The sequence below is a fragment of the Escherichia ruysiae genome, from assembly GCF_031323975.1.
GTDB lineage: Bacteria > Pseudomonadota > Gammaproteobacteria > Enterobacterales > Enterobacteriaceae > Escherichia > Escherichia ruysiae.
Genome location: NZ_JAVIWS010000001.1, coordinates 742,373 through 757,594, shown reverse-complemented (window position 1 = coordinate 757,594; position 15,222 = coordinate 742,373). Strand labels below are relative to the sequence as shown.

Genomic DNA, 15,222 nt, shown 5'->3' with positions numbered 1-15,222 from the left:
TTTTTCAGGCGGACTTACTATCCCGTAAAGTGTTGTATAATTTGCCTGGAATTGTCTTAAAGTAAAGTAAATGTTGCGATATGTGAGTGAGCTTAAAACAAATATTTCGCCACAGGAGTATCCTGGAAGATGTTGTCTGATTTTATTTTTCAGATAATCCTTAGGATAACACGATAAACATTACGGAATCATATTGCTGGAAATTCGCTAATAATGTCCGCCAGTAAATTAAAAATTTCACTAAATAAATGTTCGCAAAATGGAGCAATTAACGGCATTAATGCTGCCATTAATGAAATGCCGACCGTCAGCGTTAATGGAAAACCGATAACGAAAATTGATAATTGCGGAGCCATACGATTAAGCAATCCCAGCGCCAGATTCAGCGTCAGCAGCAGGGTAATAAGCGGTAATGCCAGCATAAATCCGTTGAGAAAAATCAAACTTCCCGCTTTGGTGAGTGCCAGAAAAGCATTGCTGTTAAGCGGTTCGCCACCAATCGGCAGGGTGTGAAAGGTATCGACCAGCAGCGAAATCAACCATAAATGACCGTTAAATGTCAGGAACAGCAGTAACGCCAGCATATCCATGATGCGCGCTAAGACGGGCATATTGAGATGGCTACCAGGATCCACAAACGTCGCAAATGACAGCCCCATTTGCAGACCGATAATTTCGCCTGCGGTTCGTACAGCGGCAAAGGCAAATTGCATGGTAAAGCCAAGCGCAATGCCAATCAGGATCTGCTGCATTGCCAGCCACAGGGCATTAAACGAAAAAATGGAAACATCGTTGGCAGGTAATGCCGGAGCTATGGCGAACGTGATCATCATTGCGAGACCCAGTTTCACCCGTTTCGGCACGCTGCGTTCGCTCAAAATGGGCGCGGTAGAAATGAGCGCCAGCACGCGCAGTAATGGCCAGAAATACAGGCTTAACCAGGAAAGCCATTGATCGCTTGTCACCTGCAACATAGTACGGGTTACCCGATGATATACGGCAGGTTAGTGAACAAGGTGCGGACGTAATCCAGCAACAGGTTGAGCATCCACGGTCCGGCAATAATAATGGCGATAAATACGGCGATAATTTTCGGAATAAACGACAGCGTCATTTCGTTAATCTGCGTGGCAGCCTGCAAAATGCTGATGATAAGGCCAGTGACCAGCGCCACCAGCAGCAGCGGGGCAGCCAGCGCCAGCGCGACTTTCATCGCTTCTGTCCCCATCATCATGACCGATTCGGGTGTCATTTTGCCTCTCTAGCTGTAAAAGCTCTGCGCCAGCGAACCGACAAGCAATTGCCAGCCATCCACCAGCACAAACAGCATCAGTTTAAAGGGCAGAGCAATGGTGGCGGGTGGAACCATCATCATCCCCAACGCCATCAAAACGCTGGCAATCACCAGATCGATAATCAAAAAAGGAATGAAAATCGTGAAGCCTATCTGGAATGCGGTTTTTAACTCGCTGGTCACGTAGGCCGGGAGCAAAATGCGCATCGGCACAGCCTCCGGTCCCTGCAACGGGCCAGTATTCGCCAGTCTGGCAAACAACCCTAAATCCGCCTCGCGGGTCTGACGCAGCATAAATTCACGCAGCGGCTGCGCTCCTTTTTCCAGCGCCTCCTGCATGGAGATTTTCTCTTCGCTGAATGGCTGGTATGCATCGACATAAATTTTGTCGATCACCGGAGACATAATAAAAAAGGTCAAAAACAGCGCCAGCCCCAGCAATACCTGGTTGGGCGGCGCGGAGGGCGTTCCCAGCGCGTTACGTAATAAACCAAAAACAATGATGATGCGGGTGAAGCTGGTCATCATCAGTAAAATCGCCGGAATAAACGTCAATGAGGTGATGAACACCAGCGTCTGCACCGGGAGCGACCAGCTTTGTCCACCGCCAGGTAGCGGCTGGCTGGTGATACCAGGCAGTTGCGCGAACGCGAGGGGCGTAACCAGCCAGAGAAGAACCGGCGCGACAGACAACAAACGACGCATCAGGATCTCCCGCTTCGCTTGAGCAAGTTTTTCATGACCGACTGAAAATCGGCCTGTGGTATCTCTTCTGTGGGTGCTGAAGGGGGAAGTTTATGCAGCAAATTGATTTGCCCTGCGGTAACGCCGAGCACCAGCCGCGCATCGTCCACATCGACCACCACGACCCGTTCACGCGCGCCCAGCGAGGCGCTGGCACTAATTTTCAGACCGTTAATGCCAGTGCGTTTAGGGGCAAATCCCAGCCGTTTTACCAGCCAGGCAGCAGCGAGGATCAGGACAATAATGGCAATCAGTGCGCCACTCACCTGAAGGAGCGGCGCGGTGGAAACTGGCGCAGAAGATTGCACAGTGGCGTGGTTATTCATCACTAACGGCTCAGGCGGCGCATTCGCTCAGACGGGGTAATGATATCGGTGATCCGCACGCCGTATTTATCGGCAACGACCACCACTTCGCCCTGGGCGATTAAATAGCCGTTGATCAGAATATCCAGCGGTTCGCCCGCCAGACCGTCCAGCGCCACGACTGACCCTTGCGTCAGACGCAACAGCTCTTTGATGGTCATACGTGTGCGACCCAGCTCGACGGTCAGCTTAACCGGAATATCCATAATCAGGTCGATATCCTGCAATGTTCCACTGACGTCGCCGCCGCCAAGCTGCTGGAACACGGCTTCAGTCGCGCTTTTGCCGCTTGTTGATTTTTGTTCGCTCAACGCTTCAGCCCACAGATCGTCCATTGCGCCGTTGTTGTCATCGGCCGGATTATTCAAGTCACTCATTTGGGCTGTTCCTCGTTCAGAGAATTCAAAATCGGGTTAATCAAATGTTCTATCCGTAACGCATATTGACCGTTGATGGTGCCGTACTGGCTGGTCAGTACCGGAACGCCGTCAACATGGGCGATGATGCGATCGGGTTTTTCTATCGGCAGGACATCGCCGGGTTTCAGTTTCAAAATCTGCGACAGGCGCAGCGATATATCGGCAAAGTTGGCGACCAGTTCCAGCTGTGAGTGCTGCACCTGACGCACCAGGTTATCGCGCCAGTTCTGATCTTCATTACGCGAGTTTTCCAGCGGTGGGTTAACCAACAATTCCCGTAGCGGCTCGATCATGCTGAATGGCAGGCAGATATTAAATTCGCCGGTCAGGTTGCCAATTTCGACATGAAAAGGCGTGTTAACCACAATGTCGTTCGGCGAGGTGGTGATATTGGTAAATTTCACCTGCATTTCGGAACGCACGTACTCTACTTCCAGCGGATTAATCGCCTTCCAGGCGTCGCTATAGCCTTCAAGTGCCAGCTTCAACATGCGATTAATGACGCGCTGTTCGGTATGCGTAAACTCGCGACCTTCTACTTTGGTCGGGAAGCGACCATCACCGCCAAACAGGTTATCCACGGCGATAAACACCAGACTTGGCGAGAACACCACCAGCCCGGTGCCGCGCAGCGGTTTCAGATGGATAAGGTTCAGGTTGGTCGGCACCGGCAGGTTGCGGGCAAATTCATGATACGGCTGAATGCGGATCGCCCCGACGGTAATGTCCGGGCTACGGCGCAGCAGGTTAAACAGCCCCATGCGGAAATGACGGGCAAAACGCTCATTAATGATTTCCAGCGCCTGCAAACGTTCGCGCACAACCCGTCGTTGGGTATTGGGATCGTACGGACGAATATCACTTTCGCCGCCAGCACTGGTTGTCGGTTCGTCTTTGACCTCGCTGTCGCCATTCAACAGCGCATCAATTTCAGCTTGAGAAAGAATACTATCGCCCATGTCGTTATCGCAGAATAAAAGCGGTATACAGCACGTCGGTGACATCCTGTTTCGGTTGCCCGGCAACGAGCGGGGTGGAGAGTGTGGCTTTAATTGCGGCAATCAGCTTTTGCTTGCCTTCTTCAGTTGCCAGCACGGCGGCATCCTGACGCGAAAACAGTAACAGCAAGCGACTGCGGACTTCCGGCAAATACTCGCTCAGGCGCGAACGGGTGGCTTCATCTTTCAGTCGCAGTGTTATGCCGATATAAAGCACGCGATCCGCTTCGCCCAGATTGACCGTAAAAGTGTCCAGTGCATAGAAGACAGGTGAGAGTACGACGTGTTGCTGTGCTTTGTCGTCAGTAGCAGCCTGACGCGAATGCCAGTAGCTGTAACCCGCGCTGGCGCAGGCCGCGAGAGTAATGAATACCAGGATCGGGAGCCAAAGCGATCGCTTGCTTTTCTTGCTTATCGCGTAATCAGTCATGTGTTGCGGTCTTCCTGTGTCGCTACTGCTTATCGGCTAATTATCCTGTGTCTTAAGCGCGGCAAAGCGTGGAAAAGACGTGGATTACGGTGCCACCTCTGACGTTAGGCGAAAATATCAACGCCGCTATTGCCTGTTGCACGCCCTTGTAAAGAGGCGGGAACCGGCAGTGCATCGTCATCTTCGACAGCCAGGTGTTCATGGCTTGTTGTGCGCGGACTTTGCTGTTGCTGGGACGCGGCCTGCTGCTGACCGTTAAAACTCTCGCCGCTGATATTGCTCTGTCCTAACTGAATACCGCTTTCTGCCAGTTGTGTGCGCAGTGCTGGCAGAGCCGCCTCCAGTGCCGCGCGAACGTGCTGATGCGGCGAAACCATCTGGATTTGCGCCTGGTTGTCATCCACCTTAAGGGAGATTTGCACCTCGCCTAAATCCTGCGGATGCAAACGCAGCTCGGCACTTTGTTGTCCCTGACGGGTAAACAGCGAAATATGCTGGCTTAATGATTGTTGCCATTCGTGAGAACCCAGCGGTGCACTCAAAACAGGCGCTGCGACGGTGGGCAGTGGCTGCGTCTGGTGCGAAGTGATTAGCGGACTGGCGGCAGCGGTCACCGGCGATGGCGTGCTGATGACTTCCGCTTTACTCTGGGCTTCAGCAATCAGCGGTGTTAATGGCTGAGTTGGAGCGCCAGGGGCATCGTCAGTCTGTGCTGTGGTGAGTTGCGCAGAAGTCAGTTTTGTGAAAAGCGTTGGCTTCTCTGTCGGTAACACGGTTGACGGCGTATTAGTCACTTTGGGTGTATTGTCAAAACCCGGTAACATCGCGAAAAGGGCGCTCAGGCTTGCGGTGACGTCTTCATTAAGATCATCCGCTTTTTCGTCTTTTGTCGTATTTTTGTCAGCCGCCGCAGCCAGCGTCATCGCCTGAGCGGCGGTTAACGGTGTTGATGTGGCGTGTTCGTCATTAACGACTGGCGGTGTATCATCCACAGGGAGCAGTAAATCCGCTTGTTGCGTATCGGAAAGAATATCACTCACCAGCGGTTCGCCTTTTGTGGCAGGTTTATTTGTTGCCACCAGCAATTGGATCGCAGCTTTGTCGGTTGTTGTATCGTCTGCTAATGCCCCGCTCAACAATGCGAGAAAATCTTGAGCGACATCACTGGCTTTGCCGCCGGGCAATGCGGAGGTGTCAACGTCAGCGGTAATCAAGGGCGCTAAGCGAATCATTCTGGTTTCCTCATGGCGGCGCGCTGGGCGAACTCATCCATCTTTTTCTGATCGAGGCGGTTTTCTGCCAGTAGCGCCGCCGTGGATTGCCGTTCCTGTAGTGTCTGCCAGGCCTGCAAACGTTGTTTTTTCTCCCGCCAGTTATTCAGGGCAACATCAACTTTTTGTGTCCACTGCGTGAGTTGCTGGTGATGCTGGGTAATGGCTTTTTCCAGCGTCTGAATAAACTGCTGATAGTTGATCCAGCGGTTGCTGGTCATCCCGGCACTCATATCGCTATTCAGGTTGTTTCGATATTCATTCTGATAATCGATCAGCATTTTGAGTTGTTCTTCTGCCTGCTGACATCCGCGACGCATTTCACCCAACAGACGTGCGGCGTTATCCACCTCTTTTTCTGCCAGATCTTTCAGGGTCGCCAGTGCGCCATGTTCTGCCATCTGCTGTTATCTCCTGCGTAGTCACACTGTCGGAAAAATACGTTCCAGCCCCTGAAGAGAGTCTTCCCAGTCCGCGCGTTCAAAAATACCTTGTTGCAAATAGCCCTCCAGCTGCGGCCACAGGGCGATGGCTTTATCGAGCATTGGATCGCTGCCTTTGGCGTAAGCGCCGACACTGACCAGATCGCGATTACGCTGAAAGCTCGACAACAACTGTTTGAATGTGCGCACTCGCGCATAATGTTGCTCGCTGATTAACGCCGTCATTGCACGGCTGATCGACGCTTCAATATCGATAGCTGGATAGTGCCCGGCTTCCGCCAGTCGGCGAGACAGCACAATGTGACCGTCGAGGATTGCCCGCGCGGAGTCAGCAATCGGATCCTGCTGGTCATCGCCTTCGGTGAGCACGGTATAAAACGCGGTAATCGAGCCGCCGCCGCTGATGCCGTTTCCGGCACGCTCGACCAGTGCTGGCAATTTGGCGAACACCGACGGCGGATAACCTTTGGTGGCTGGCGGTTCGCCAATCGCCAGCGCAATCTCACGCTGAGCCATCGCGTAGCGGGTGAGGGAGTCCATAATCAGCAACACATGCTGACCACGATCGCGAAAATCCTCGGCAATGCGCGTGGCATAGGCGGCACCCTGCATTCGCAGAAGTGGGGAAACATCTGCCGGTGCGGCAATCACCACTGAGCGTGCACGTCCTTCAGCACCGAGGATATTCTCAATAAAATCTTTTACTTCGCGCCCACGCTCGCCAATCAAACCCACGACAATCACATCGGCGCGGGTGTAACGTGCCATCATTCCCAGCAGCACACTTTTACCGACGCCGGAACCGGCAAACAGCCCCATACGCTGCCCGCGCCCGACGGTAAGCAGGGCATTGATAGGACGCACGCCCGTGTCCAGCACATGTTCAATCGGTGTGCGTTGTAACGGGTTAAACGGCGGGGTAATCAGCGCACCGGTTTCAGTCGTATCGGGGGAGGGGAGGCCATCGAGCGGTTTACCGCTGCCGTCCAGAACGCGACCTAATAACGCCGAACCGAGCGGCAACTGTTTGCCGCTTTGCAGGCCATCGCCGGAGATATTTTTGGCATAAACGCGTGCGCCGGGCAGGACACCTTCCACTTCCTCCAGTGGCATTAAAAACAGTCGTTGACCATTAAAGCCAACCACTTCGCTTTCTACTTCGTGAGTTTCAGTGCCGTTCTGGCGTTCAATCACACAGGTTGCGCCGAGCGGCAATTGCAATCCGGTAGCTTCCAGCACCAGCCCGGTGGCGCGGGTTAATCGCCCGTAGCGACGCACCGCAGGCAACTGCGCCATTTTGGCTTCAAAGTTGTCCAGTGTGGTTAGCCAGCGTGTCAGGCGCGTGGTCATTACACTACTCCCGGCGCTGCCAGACGGCAGAGTTCTTGCCAGCGAGTGGCGACACTGGCGTCGAGATCGCCTTCATCGGCGGAGACTTTGCAGCCGCCGGGATGGAGTGTCGGATCGCCCCGCAAGCGCCAGCCATGCAAACCTAAGGTTGCGCCGAGCATTTCATCGATGCGTTGCAGATCGTCCGGGTGTACGCGCAGCTGCGGTTTGCCGCTGAATAACGGTTCTTGCTGTAACAACTGCTGGATCTGCTTAATCAACGCCGCATTGTCCACCGTTGGCGTCTGACCGATCACCTGACGCGCCGCCTCCAGCGCCATCTGCATCAGGCGCGAAGCAATCACACTATCAAGCGCATCAAGCGTGGTTTGAAATTCGCTGACCAGTTGCTGCATCCGGGCATGAATCGGCGCTTGCTGGGATTTTGCTTGCGCCAGTCCTTGTTCCAGCCCCTGAGCGATTCCTTCCTGATAGCCTTGTTCGTGGCCTTGCTGGCGACCTTCGGTAATTCCCGCCTGATAACCTTGCTCATGGGCCTGCATTTGCAGTTGCGCCAGTTGTTGCTCAAGGTTGGGTTCGGCCTCTTCAGGAATGCTCTCTTCTGGCTCGACCATGGGTACAAACACCGCCTGCGGCGGCGCAAGATCGTCCGGTGTCCAGGTTTTCCACGGCAGATTATCAGACATAGGTATCCTCGCCGCTGCCAATCACAATCTCGCCGGTTTCGGCAAGACGGCGCACAATCAGCAGAATCGCTTTCTGTTCGTTCTCGACCTGCGACAGACGCACCGGACCACGATTGGCGAGATCGTCGCGCAGAATATCGGCGGCACGCTGCGACATATTGCGCAGGAATTTCTCGCGCAGTGGCTGCTCGGCACCTTTCAGGGCGATCAGCAGCGATTCTGAATCCACTTCCTGCAACAGGCGCTGGATGCTGCGATCATCGACATCCACCAGATTTTCGAACAGGAACATCTCGTCGATGATCTTCTGCGCCAGCTCACCGTCAAATTCACGCACGGCGGTAATAACCGCTTCTTCCTGCTGGGTTTTCATCAGGTTGATAATCTCGGCTGCCGTTCTCACGCCGCCCATTTTGCTGCGTTTGAGATTCTGACCGTCGAGAAGGCCATTGAGTACTTCGGTCAGTTCCGCCAGCGCGGCAGGCTGTACGCCGCCAAAGGTCGCAATACGCAACATCACGTCGTGGCGCAGACGTTCATCGAACAACGCCAGAATATCAGCGGCCTGGGCGCGCTTCAGATGCACCAGAATGGTGGCGATAATCTGCGGATGCTCATCGCGGATCAGATCGGCGGCGCTCTGCGGTTCCATAAAGTTGAGTGTCTCAATACCACTGGCGGTATCGCGGGTTTCGAGGATATCTTCCAGCAGGCTGGCGGCACGCTCTTCACCAAGGGCTTTGACCAGCACCGAACGTAGGTAATCGTTGGCGTTGATATTCAGCGCCGCGAACTGTTCAGCTTCTTGCTCAAACTCTGCCAGCACATCCGTTAACTGCTTATTGGAGATCTGCGTGACGTTTGCCATCGCCGCACTCAGGGTTTGCACTTCGCGCTGGGAGAGGTGTTTGAATACCTCAGCCGCCCGGTCTTCGCCAATGGTCATTAGCAGGATGACGCTCTTTTCGGTGCCTGTCAGGTTACTCATGATCGTTGTTTATCCACTGGCGAATGACCAGCGCCACCACGCGCGGATCGTTATCAGACATGTCACGGATACGCTGGCTCATTACTTCAGCTCCCAGACGTTGGTTAGTGCGGCGTTGCTGTAGTTGTTCGTCTTTGCTCAGGCGGACTTCTACCGCATCTTCCTCTTCCGCGCGGCTCTGTGCCTGTTGCTGTACAGCTTTCATCGTCTCGGCGCGACGTGTTAGCTGTGGGCGTACCGCTTTACGCCACAGCAGCCACGCCACCAGCAGCACCAGCAACCAGCGCCCGGCAGCCAGCAACTGATCGATAAATGCCTGCTGTTGCCAGAATGGTAGTTCTCCACCGCTTTCGTCAGTGCTATTGAATGGCGAGTTGACGACATTGAGCGAGTCGCCGCGTTTTTCCGAAAAGCCCATCGCTTCGCGGGTCAGATCTTCAATCTGCTTCATCTGTTCGGTGCTGAGAGGCAACGGTTTGCCATCTGGCAACGTTTTGTAATTCACCACTACCGCAACGGATAAGCGTTGCACATCGCCCACGTTCATCTTGGTATGACGAATGGTGCGATCGACTTCGTAGTTACTGGTTTCATTACGCTGCGTGCTACGCGGTCCACTATTGCTGGTGGTGCTCGCCTGCTGCTGGCGATTATTTTGATTTGCCGGAGGCGTACTGATTGGTGCGTTATTCGCAGGCGCTGGCTGATTCGACAACGCACCCGGTACGCCGCCCGGATAACCGGAACCGCTTTGCTCGCTCTCATTAAGCTGGCGTGAGCGGAGCGCCGCCTGTGATTCGTTGCCGTTAGGGCGATACTGTTCTTCTGTTTGCTCTTTACTGGCGAAGTCCAGTTGTGCCGTTACCTGGGCGTGAATATTGCCGTTGCCGACAATAGGCGACAGGATCGCTTCAATACGCCGCTGAATGCGTCCTTCGACATCGCTGGCATATTTCAACTGGACGTCATTAAGGTCACGCCCGCTGGTGTTGGATTGGGTTAACAGATGTCCGCCCTGATCCACCAGCGTGACATTTCCTGGTGGTAGACCGGCAACCGCGCTGGAAACCAGATGTACAATGGCGCTAATTTGCCCTTCATCCAGCGCGCGGCCTGGCAACAAATTTACCGTCACTGATGCCGAAGGAGATTTTTGTTCACGAACAAATAAAGAGGGTTTTGGCATCGCCAGATGCACGCGCGCCCCTTTTACCGGGCCAATAGTTTCGATGGTACGGGAAAGCTCGCCTTCCAGCGCCCGCTGATAATTCACCTGTTCACTGAACTGGCTGATGCCAAATTTTTCCTGATCGAGCAGTTCAAATCCAACTGCACCGCCTTTAGGTAAGCCTTGCTGCGCCAGACGCAGACGCAGCTCGTGAACTTTATCGGCCGGAACTTCAATCGCGCCGCTGGCTTCGCTGAAGCGGTAAGGAATATTCATTTGCGTCAGTTGGCTGACGATTGCGCCACCATCCTGATCGGAAAGATTGCTGAATAACGTGCGGTAATCAGGGGCTTTTGCCCACAGAATTAACGCGACTATCACTGCCACCGCAGCGGAACCAGCAACAATCAGGGGAATTCTCGGATTCGCGCGCAGGCGATTGAGCCACTCAAGAGATTTTGTCTGGGCTGCGGTCGTATTCATCGCGCACCTCGCGGCAGATGATAGACGGCGGTATTGGCAAAGTGGAACAAGACGCACTCCCGGGTCAGCACACTCGAAAAATTAACGGCCTCATTATTTGTGGTTTTATTTTTTTCTATGCGCCAATTAACCCGTTTTTTTATCGTTATTTAACGCCTTTATCTTATTGACTTGCTGATAGGCTCTGCTACCAGAAACTATTTGGGAGATGAGTATGTCAGCCATACAAGGGATCGAAGGGGTTATCAGCCAGTTACAGGCCACGGCAATGAGTGCGCGTGTCCAGCAGCCACTGTCGCAACCCACAATCAGTTTTGCCGGACAGCTTCATGCCGCGCTCGATAGCATAAGCGATACGCAAACCGCCGCGCGCACGCAGGCAGAAAAATTCACCCTCGGCGAACCCGGCGTGGCGCTAAACGATGTGATGGCCGATATGCAAAAAGCGTCGGTTTCGATGCAAATGGGGATTCAGGTGCGTAATAAGCTGGTGGCAGCATACCAGGAAGTGATGTCCATGCAGGTGTAGGTTTTAACTTGTTGACTGTGCTTGTTTAATGACATCCGATCCTACAGCGTGGGGCATGGATGGGGCAAACGCACCCAATTTCTGATACCTGCTCCTGATGGTTTTCTGCCATCCTCAACGATTTGCACTGGATACAATCCAGACTTTCTTCTCCCGTGCAGCCGATCTTTTGTATTCCGCGTTTGAATGCGTGAAGGCAAAGTTCGTAAGTTAGCGATGGATTAGATAGTGAAAAGAAACGCGGCTGTCGGATTGGAGCCGCGGGACAAGGCCAAAAATTTTCCAAGAGTTGTTGAATTTCCCAGCTTTTTTGGAAGCGCATGTATCTTACTAATAACTAAAAAAGGTTTAAACCATAAAATTAATCGTATTTTCAGGTAACACTTACCGATATATCCCCACACTATTCAGACGGTTAAAGCAGCAAGTATTTAACGCGTAAACAGGGCGCGGATTTGTCGCTCGCGCCAGCAGGTGTGATGTGGGGAAAACCGTGTCACAGCCAGCTCCTGTTTGTTACTGACAGTCATTTTCAAGTACAGGAAAGTAATGACGGGGATAGCCCCGTCGTTCTCTGTCTACTTAATCTGGATGTTGACGCTGTATTTTTTAGCCTTGTTTTTACGAGCGTCATTGCGGGTTTGAAGCACCCTTAGCTCATATTTACCGGAAGCGGGAAGGATGTACTGACCGTTGTCATCAAGCTCGGGAGAGTATCTGGAGAGATCAACCGAATCGCTGATTCCGGGCCCAAAGAGGACAATATCAGCTCCCTCATTGGAGATGCTGACGTGCACCTTCTGGCCTTTTTGGGCATAGAAGTTATATGTGTCGTAATCGTATCCTTTTATCTCTCCTGAGTACTGCGCACTATTATGCCCCTTCCTGAACTCAACATTAACGTCCTTGCCAGCGGCAGAGGCCGTTGAGGTTAGCAGTGCAAAAAGAAAAATGGCTTTACTTACACCATTGATTTTCATGTGTGTTCTCCTCAGTCATGGAAAAACTATCGTTGTTATAATATAACAATTTTTGACAGATATTTTCCATGAGCCTCCCGCCTGGAAGTTGCTATGGCGCGTGAGTGGTGTCAGGGAAGAGATAATCTGACAGATACCTGTACAAATAACGGATAACTGTCAGATCTGAGATGAGCTAATACACTTAAATTAAGGGTTTATTGTTTTCAACATCTTCAATATATAAGAGTGTATTATCGATGGAATAGTAACGACGTTTATTATCATTAACGTCAGTAACCCACCGGAAAACACCCGCATTCGCGAGCGTTATACAATATTCCCGAAAAGTAGACTTTCTGGAAATGTGAGTCCGGGCTGCTTTTATTACTTGCTCAGGGTTCTTAGTGGCACTGACTTTTAATAGATTTCTGCTTCCTCTTATTAACAACACCTTGTCATCGTGTGTGACGATCCTAATGTTATCTGTAGCAAGATAGTAAATGTAATGCGTAATATGATGACGTTTTAACTCTGTGTAAAACCAGGAAAAGTTTAGCTCCGTTCTCACTTGCTCAAACATCTTTTGGAAAATAGCAACCTGATCCATCAGAGGGAATAATCTCTTGTTAGTTGTGAGAGTTTGTAGTTTGCATGATTGGTGCTATTCCTTCAATCAGATCCGATGACTTAATGCGGGTGACAAAGACGTACTAAATATAGGGTTATGATGCGTGTGTCTGGTTAGGTTTTGCTATTCGTTCTTCAGTATTGCATTCGCAAAATGTTATGTTATAACATTTAATGAATGTTGAAGCGGGAGGATAAACTGGATGACGGTTGTTAATAAATTGGCTTTTGCGCTGGGGTTACTATTGACTGGCAACTATGCACTTGCTCATGGGCATCATTCACATGGGGCACCACTGACAGAAATAGAACAAAAAGCAGCAAAGGGTATTTTTGATGATGATAACGTGAAAGACAGGTCACTCACTGACTGGGATGGTATTTGGCAATCGGTATACCCCTTGCTTCAAAGTGGTGACCTTGATCCTGTTTTTGAAATGAAAGCAAAAAAAGAACCGGGTAAATCATTTGCGGATATTAAGTCCTATTATCAGCAGGGATATACGACGGATATTGACACTATCGGTATCGAAAATGGTGTTATAGAGTTCCACAGAGGGGAGGAGGTGACTTCCTGTAAATATAATTATAGTGGATTCAAGATATTGACATATAAATCAGGAAAGAAAGGTGTTCGTTATCTGTTTGAGTGCCGTGATCCTGCCAGTAAAGCACCTAAGTTTGTGCAGTTTAGCGATCATATTATTGCCCCCCGGAAATCCTCTCATTTCCATATATTTATGGGCAATACGTCACAACAGCAATTACTTGAAGAGATGGATAACTGGCCAACTTATTATCCTTATCAGTTACAGACGAAAGAAATTGTGGATGAGATGCTTCATCACTAGTTCATTTCAGGATTGCCATAAATCCTTGAGAATATTTGTCTGATATATCGCGTACTTTTCTCTGCCTCTACAGCAGAGCATTTGTAGCATAGACACTCCCGCTGCCTGAAACAGCGGGAGAAAAGATTACTTTTGAATCAAATAACGAATGGTCGGCCCGTCTTGCTGGATATCCAGTACGGTATAGCCGTGATTACGCGCATCCAGCGGAATATTGTTAATTGACTGCGGGCAATCGCTGACCACTTCGAGGATCTCGCCTTTCTTTAACTGCGGCATCGCCTCAAGAGTAGCGACCGCCGGATAAGGGCAGGGTTCGCCCACCATATCTAGACGGTAATCAGGAACGATATTTTTCATGCGATCTCCTTAGCAGTCTGCGGCGCCGCACGGCGGAAGAAGCGTTTCTCCCAGCCGATAACCAACATTAACGCAGCGAACAGCATCAAATATGTCACCAGCAGGCCGCCCATTGGGCCAAAGGTTTTCAGCAGGTTGATTTTGTCCCAGTCGGTTGCCAGCGCCGGGGCGAAATCATCCCAGTAATAAGCCAGAATCGTCGAGCCGATAACGTTGCCCAGGCCAACCCACCAGTAGTGCACCTGGCCTTCCACCGCGCGGTACATCCAGCCAGTTTCACAGCCGCCTGCCAGAACAATACCAAAACCAAACAGTAACCCACCAATGACAGCGTTCGGACCCGCCCACATTATTTTCGGTTCTACGCCTAACTGTACATAACTGAAAATACCGATGGCACTCACCGCCATACCGATAATGATCGCTTTCGCCATATGGGTTCGTCCGGTGATCCACATATCGCGGAACGCCGAGGTAAAGCAGATTTGCGCGCGTTCAATCAGTAAGCCAAAGCCGACGCCAAATAGCATAGCCAACCCCAGCTTCGGTTGATTCATTGCTGTCAGCAGCGCCCAGCCCAGCATACCGAAAAATACCAGCATACCGAGGCGGAAGCGACGCCGTGCCTGATCCGGTTTTTGTGTTAGCGGTGATGCGGCAGAGACTTTCTGCATTTTTACCGGGATGCGGAACATCGGCAGTAGGGTAAAGCGCGCACCAAACCATGAGCCGATGGCGGTGGCGATAGCAAAGAACCAGGCGTGCAACGAGAACTGCGGAATACCGGTGAAGAACGCAGCCAGGTTACAGCCCATCGCCAGACGTGCGCCGAAACCGGCGATAATACCGCCAATAATGGCCTGCATAATGCGGATACGGCTGCGCGGCATACGTAATTTAACGTTGTTGGCCCACAGAGCAGCGGCAAAACAGCCGCCAAACATACCCAGAATCATCATTCCGTCGATGCGGGTTAATGGCGATCCTTCCAGATGAATTATTTTAAAATAACCCCACTCTTCAGCATGGACGCCAAACAGTTGCAGGAGCTGACCGCCCCAGCGGGTAAATTCACCCGTAACTGCCCAAAAGGTGCCGGTGATGCCAAAATAATAAGTGGAGAGAATACCCGCCGCGATGACTGCGGGGATGGGGGCCCAGAATTTAATCAACCAGGCTTGCTTGAATTGCTGCCATGACATGTATGTAGCCTCTGAACTCAGAAGGTTTGTAACAAGAGCAGCGAATCATACA

At 51.7% G+C, this 15,222-nt stretch carries 19 protein-coding genes; 2 read left to right on the top strand and 17 right to left on the bottom strand.

What is annotated here, in order from left to right; genetic code table 11:
* Window positions 1-188: 188 nt before the first annotated feature.
* The 13 genes from fliR to fliF form a co-directional block, all read right to left on the bottom strand.
* The gene (gene fliR / locus RGV86_RS03895) at window positions 189-974 is read right to left on the bottom strand and encodes a flagellar biosynthetic protein FliR (protein ID WP_000942311.1); all 786 of its coding nucleotides are present in this window, start codon (window positions 972-974) and stop codon (window positions 189-191) included.
* A gap of 8 nt (window positions 975-982) precedes the next feature.
* Window positions 983-1,252, bottom strand: coding sequence for a flagellar biosynthesis protein FliQ (gene fliQ / locus RGV86_RS03890; RefSeq protein WP_000187358.1), 270 nt, complete (start codon window positions 1,250-1,252; stop codon window positions 983-985).
* A gap of 9 nt (window positions 1,253-1,261) precedes the next feature.
* Window positions 1,262-1,999, bottom strand: a complete 738-nt coding sequence (gene fliP, locus RGV86_RS03885) for a flagellar type III secretion system pore protein FliP (RefSeq protein ID WP_001253450.1) — start codon at window positions 1,997-1,999, stop codon at window positions 1,262-1,264.
* The gene (fliO, locus tag RGV86_RS03880; protein ID WP_010346992.1) at window positions 1,999-2,364 is read right to left on the bottom strand and encodes a flagellar biosynthetic protein FliO; all 366 of its coding nucleotides are present in this window, start codon (window positions 2,362-2,364) and stop codon (window positions 1,999-2,001) included. The genes fliP and fliO overlap by 1 nt, the downstream gene beginning before the upstream one ends.
* A gap of 2 nt (window positions 2,365-2,366) precedes the next feature.
* Window positions 2,367-2,780: a flagellar motor switch protein FliN gene (gene fliN / locus RGV86_RS03875; RefSeq protein WP_001281690.1), complete on the bottom strand. Its 414-nt coding sequence runs from the start codon at window positions 2,778-2,780 to the stop codon at window positions 2,367-2,369.
* Window positions 2,777-3,781 carry a flagellar motor switch protein FliM gene (gene fliM / locus RGV86_RS03870; protein ID WP_010346990.1) on the bottom strand — a complete coding sequence of 335 codons (1,005 nt, stop codon included), beginning with the start codon at window positions 3,779-3,781 and terminating at the stop codon, window positions 2,777-2,779. Before fliM ends, fliN begins: the two co-directional genes overlap by 4 nt.
* Window positions 3,782-3,785: 4 nt before the next feature.
* Complete coding sequence (gene fliL, locus RGV86_RS03865; RefSeq protein WP_000133127.1) at window positions 3,786-4,250, bottom strand: flagellar basal body-associated protein FliL; 465 nt, start codon at window positions 4,248-4,250, stop codon at window positions 3,786-3,788.
* Between the two features lie 104 nt (window positions 4,251-4,354).
* The gene (locus tag RGV86_RS03860) at window positions 4,355-5,482 is read right to left on the bottom strand and encodes a flagellar hook-length control protein FliK (protein ID WP_085460817.1); all 1,128 of its coding nucleotides are present in this window, start codon (window positions 5,480-5,482) and stop codon (window positions 4,355-4,357) included.
* Window positions 5,479-5,922: a flagellar export protein FliJ gene (fliJ, locus tag RGV86_RS03855; protein ID WP_000807573.1), complete on the bottom strand. Its 444-nt coding sequence runs from the start codon at window positions 5,920-5,922 to the stop codon at window positions 5,479-5,481. The genes RGV86_RS03860 and fliJ overlap by 4 nt, the downstream gene beginning before the upstream one ends.
* Before the next feature lie 21 nt (window positions 5,923-5,943).
* Window positions 5,944-7,314, bottom strand: a complete 1,371-nt coding sequence (fliI, locus tag RGV86_RS03850) for a flagellar protein export ATPase FliI (RefSeq protein ID WP_000213313.1) — start codon at window positions 7,312-7,314, stop codon at window positions 5,944-5,946.
* The gene (gene fliH, locus RGV86_RS03845) at window positions 7,314-8,000 is read right to left on the bottom strand and encodes a flagellar assembly protein FliH (protein ID WP_085460816.1); all 687 of its coding nucleotides are present in this window, start codon (window positions 7,998-8,000) and stop codon (window positions 7,314-7,316) included. The genes fliI and fliH overlap by 1 nt, the downstream gene beginning before the upstream one ends.
* The gene (fliG, locus tag RGV86_RS03840) at window positions 7,993-8,988 is read right to left on the bottom strand and encodes a flagellar motor switch protein FliG (protein WP_085460815.1); all 996 of its coding nucleotides are present in this window, start codon (window positions 8,986-8,988) and stop codon (window positions 7,993-7,995) included. Before fliG ends, fliH begins: the two co-directional genes overlap by 8 nt.
* A complete protein-coding gene (gene fliF, locus RGV86_RS03835) occupies window positions 8,981-10,639 on the bottom strand; it encodes a flagellar basal-body MS-ring/collar protein FliF (RefSeq protein ID WP_001098223.1) in 1,659 nt (552 codons plus the stop codon). The genes fliG and fliF overlap by 8 nt, the downstream gene beginning before the upstream one ends.
* 214 nt (window positions 10,640-10,853) lie before the next feature.
* Between fliF and fliE the strand changes: the two genes are divergently transcribed.
* Window positions 10,854-11,168 carry a flagellar hook-basal body complex protein FliE gene (fliE, locus tag RGV86_RS03830; protein WP_085460915.1) on the top strand — a complete coding sequence of 105 codons (315 nt, stop codon included), beginning with the start codon at window positions 10,854-10,856 and terminating at the stop codon, window positions 11,166-11,168.
* 578 nt (window positions 11,169-11,746) lie between these two features.
* Here the strand turns inward: fliE and pliG are convergent.
* Together pliG and RGV86_RS03820 are read right to left on the bottom strand one after the other, a co-directional pair.
* Entirely contained in the window at window positions 11,747-12,148 is a 402-nt protein-coding gene (gene pliG / locus RGV86_RS03825; RefSeq protein WP_000700153.1) for a g-type lysoyme inhibitor PliG, read from the bottom strand.
* A 184-nt stretch (window positions 12,149-12,332) separates the two neighbouring features.
* The gene (locus RGV86_RS03820) at window positions 12,333-12,737 is read right to left on the bottom strand and encodes a DUF1398 family protein (protein WP_085460814.1); all 405 of its coding nucleotides are present in this window, start codon (window positions 12,735-12,737) and stop codon (window positions 12,333-12,335) included.
* Window positions 12,738-12,960: 223 nt separating this feature from the next.
* Here RGV86_RS03820 and zinT point away from each other — a divergent pair, with 223 nt between their 5' ends.
* On the top strand, window positions 12,961-13,608 hold the full coding sequence (gene zinT / locus RGV86_RS03815; protein WP_309508415.1) for a metal-binding protein ZinT: 648 nt from the start codon (window positions 12,961-12,963) through the stop codon (window positions 13,606-13,608).
* A gap of 126 nt (window positions 13,609-13,734) precedes the next feature.
* Here the strand turns inward: zinT and yedF are convergent, their stop codons facing one another.
* Window positions 13,735-13,968, bottom strand: a complete 234-nt coding sequence (gene yedF, locus RGV86_RS03810; RefSeq protein ID WP_000790504.1) for a sulfurtransferase-like selenium metabolism protein YedF — start codon at window positions 13,966-13,968, stop codon at window positions 13,735-13,737.
* A complete protein-coding gene (gene yedE / locus RGV86_RS03805; RefSeq protein ID WP_000118927.1) occupies window positions 13,965-15,170 on the bottom strand; it encodes a selenium metabolism membrane protein YedE/FdhT in 1,206 nt (401 codons plus the stop codon). Before yedE ends, yedF begins: the two co-directional genes overlap by 4 nt.
* Window positions 15,171-15,222 lie beyond the last annotated feature (52 nt).

Coding starts and splice junctions, on each gene's coding strand:
- fliP (WP_001253450.1), bottom strand. CDS start 1,999: ATGCGTCGTTTGTTGTCTGTCGCGCCGGTTCTTCTCTGGCTGGTTACG.
- fliR (WP_000942311.1), bottom strand. CDS start 974: ATGTTGCAGGTGACAAGCGATCAATGGCTTTCCTGGTTAAGCCTGTAT.
- fliF (WP_001098223.1), bottom strand. CDS start 10,639: ATGAATACGACCGCAGCCCAGACAAAATCTCTTGAGTGGCTCAATCGC.
- fliE (WP_085460915.1), top strand. CDS start 10,854: ATGTCAGCCATACAAGGGATCGAAGGGGTTATCAGCCAGTTACAGGCC.
- fliN (WP_001281690.1), bottom strand. CDS start 2,780: ATGAGTGACTTGAATAATCCGGCCGATGACAACAACGGCGCAATGGAC.
- fliL (WP_000133127.1), bottom strand. CDS start 4,250: ATGACTGATTACGCGATAAGCAAGAAAAGCAAGCGATCGCTTTGGCTC.
- fliJ (WP_000807573.1), bottom strand. CDS start 5,922: ATGGCAGAACATGGCGCACTGGCGACCCTGAAAGATCTGGCAGAAAAA.
- pliG (WP_000700153.1), bottom strand. CDS start 12,148: ATGAAAATCAATGGTGTAAGTAAAGCCATTTTTCTTTTTGCACTGCTA.
- zinT (WP_309508415.1), top strand. CDS start 12,961: ATGACGGTTGTTAATAAATTGGCTTTTGCGCTGGGGTTACTATTGACT.
- yedE (WP_000118927.1), bottom strand. CDS start 15,170: ATGTCATGGCAGCAATTCAAGCAAGCCTGGTTGATTAAATTCTGGGCC.
- fliH (WP_085460816.1), bottom strand. CDS start 8,000: ATGTCTGATAATCTGCCGTGGAAAACCTGGACACCGGACGATCTTGCG.
- fliQ (WP_000187358.1), bottom strand. CDS start 1,252: ATGACACCCGAATCGGTCATGATGATGGGGACAGAAGCGATGAAAGTC.
- RGV86_RS03820 (WP_085460814.1), bottom strand. CDS start 12,737: ATGGATCAGGTTGCTATTTTCCAAAAGATGTTTGAGCAAGTGAGAACG.
- fliM (WP_010346990.1), bottom strand. CDS start 3,781: ATGGGCGATAGTATTCTTTCTCAAGCTGAAATTGATGCGCTGTTGAAT.
- RGV86_RS03860 (WP_085460817.1), bottom strand. CDS start 5,482: ATGATTCGCTTAGCGCCCTTGATTACCGCTGACGTTGACACCTCCGCA.
- fliG (WP_085460815.1), bottom strand. CDS start 8,988: ATGAGTAACCTGACAGGCACCGAAAAGAGCGTCATCCTGCTAATGACC.
- yedF (WP_000790504.1), bottom strand. CDS start 13,968: ATGAAAAATATCGTTCCTGATTACCGTCTAGATATGGTGGGCGAACCC.
- fliI (WP_000213313.1), bottom strand. CDS start 7,314: ATGACCACGCGCCTGACACGCTGGCTAACCACACTGGACAACTTTGAA.
- fliO (WP_010346992.1), bottom strand. CDS start 2,364: ATGAATAACCACGCCACTGTGCAATCTTCTGCGCCAGTTTCCACCGCG.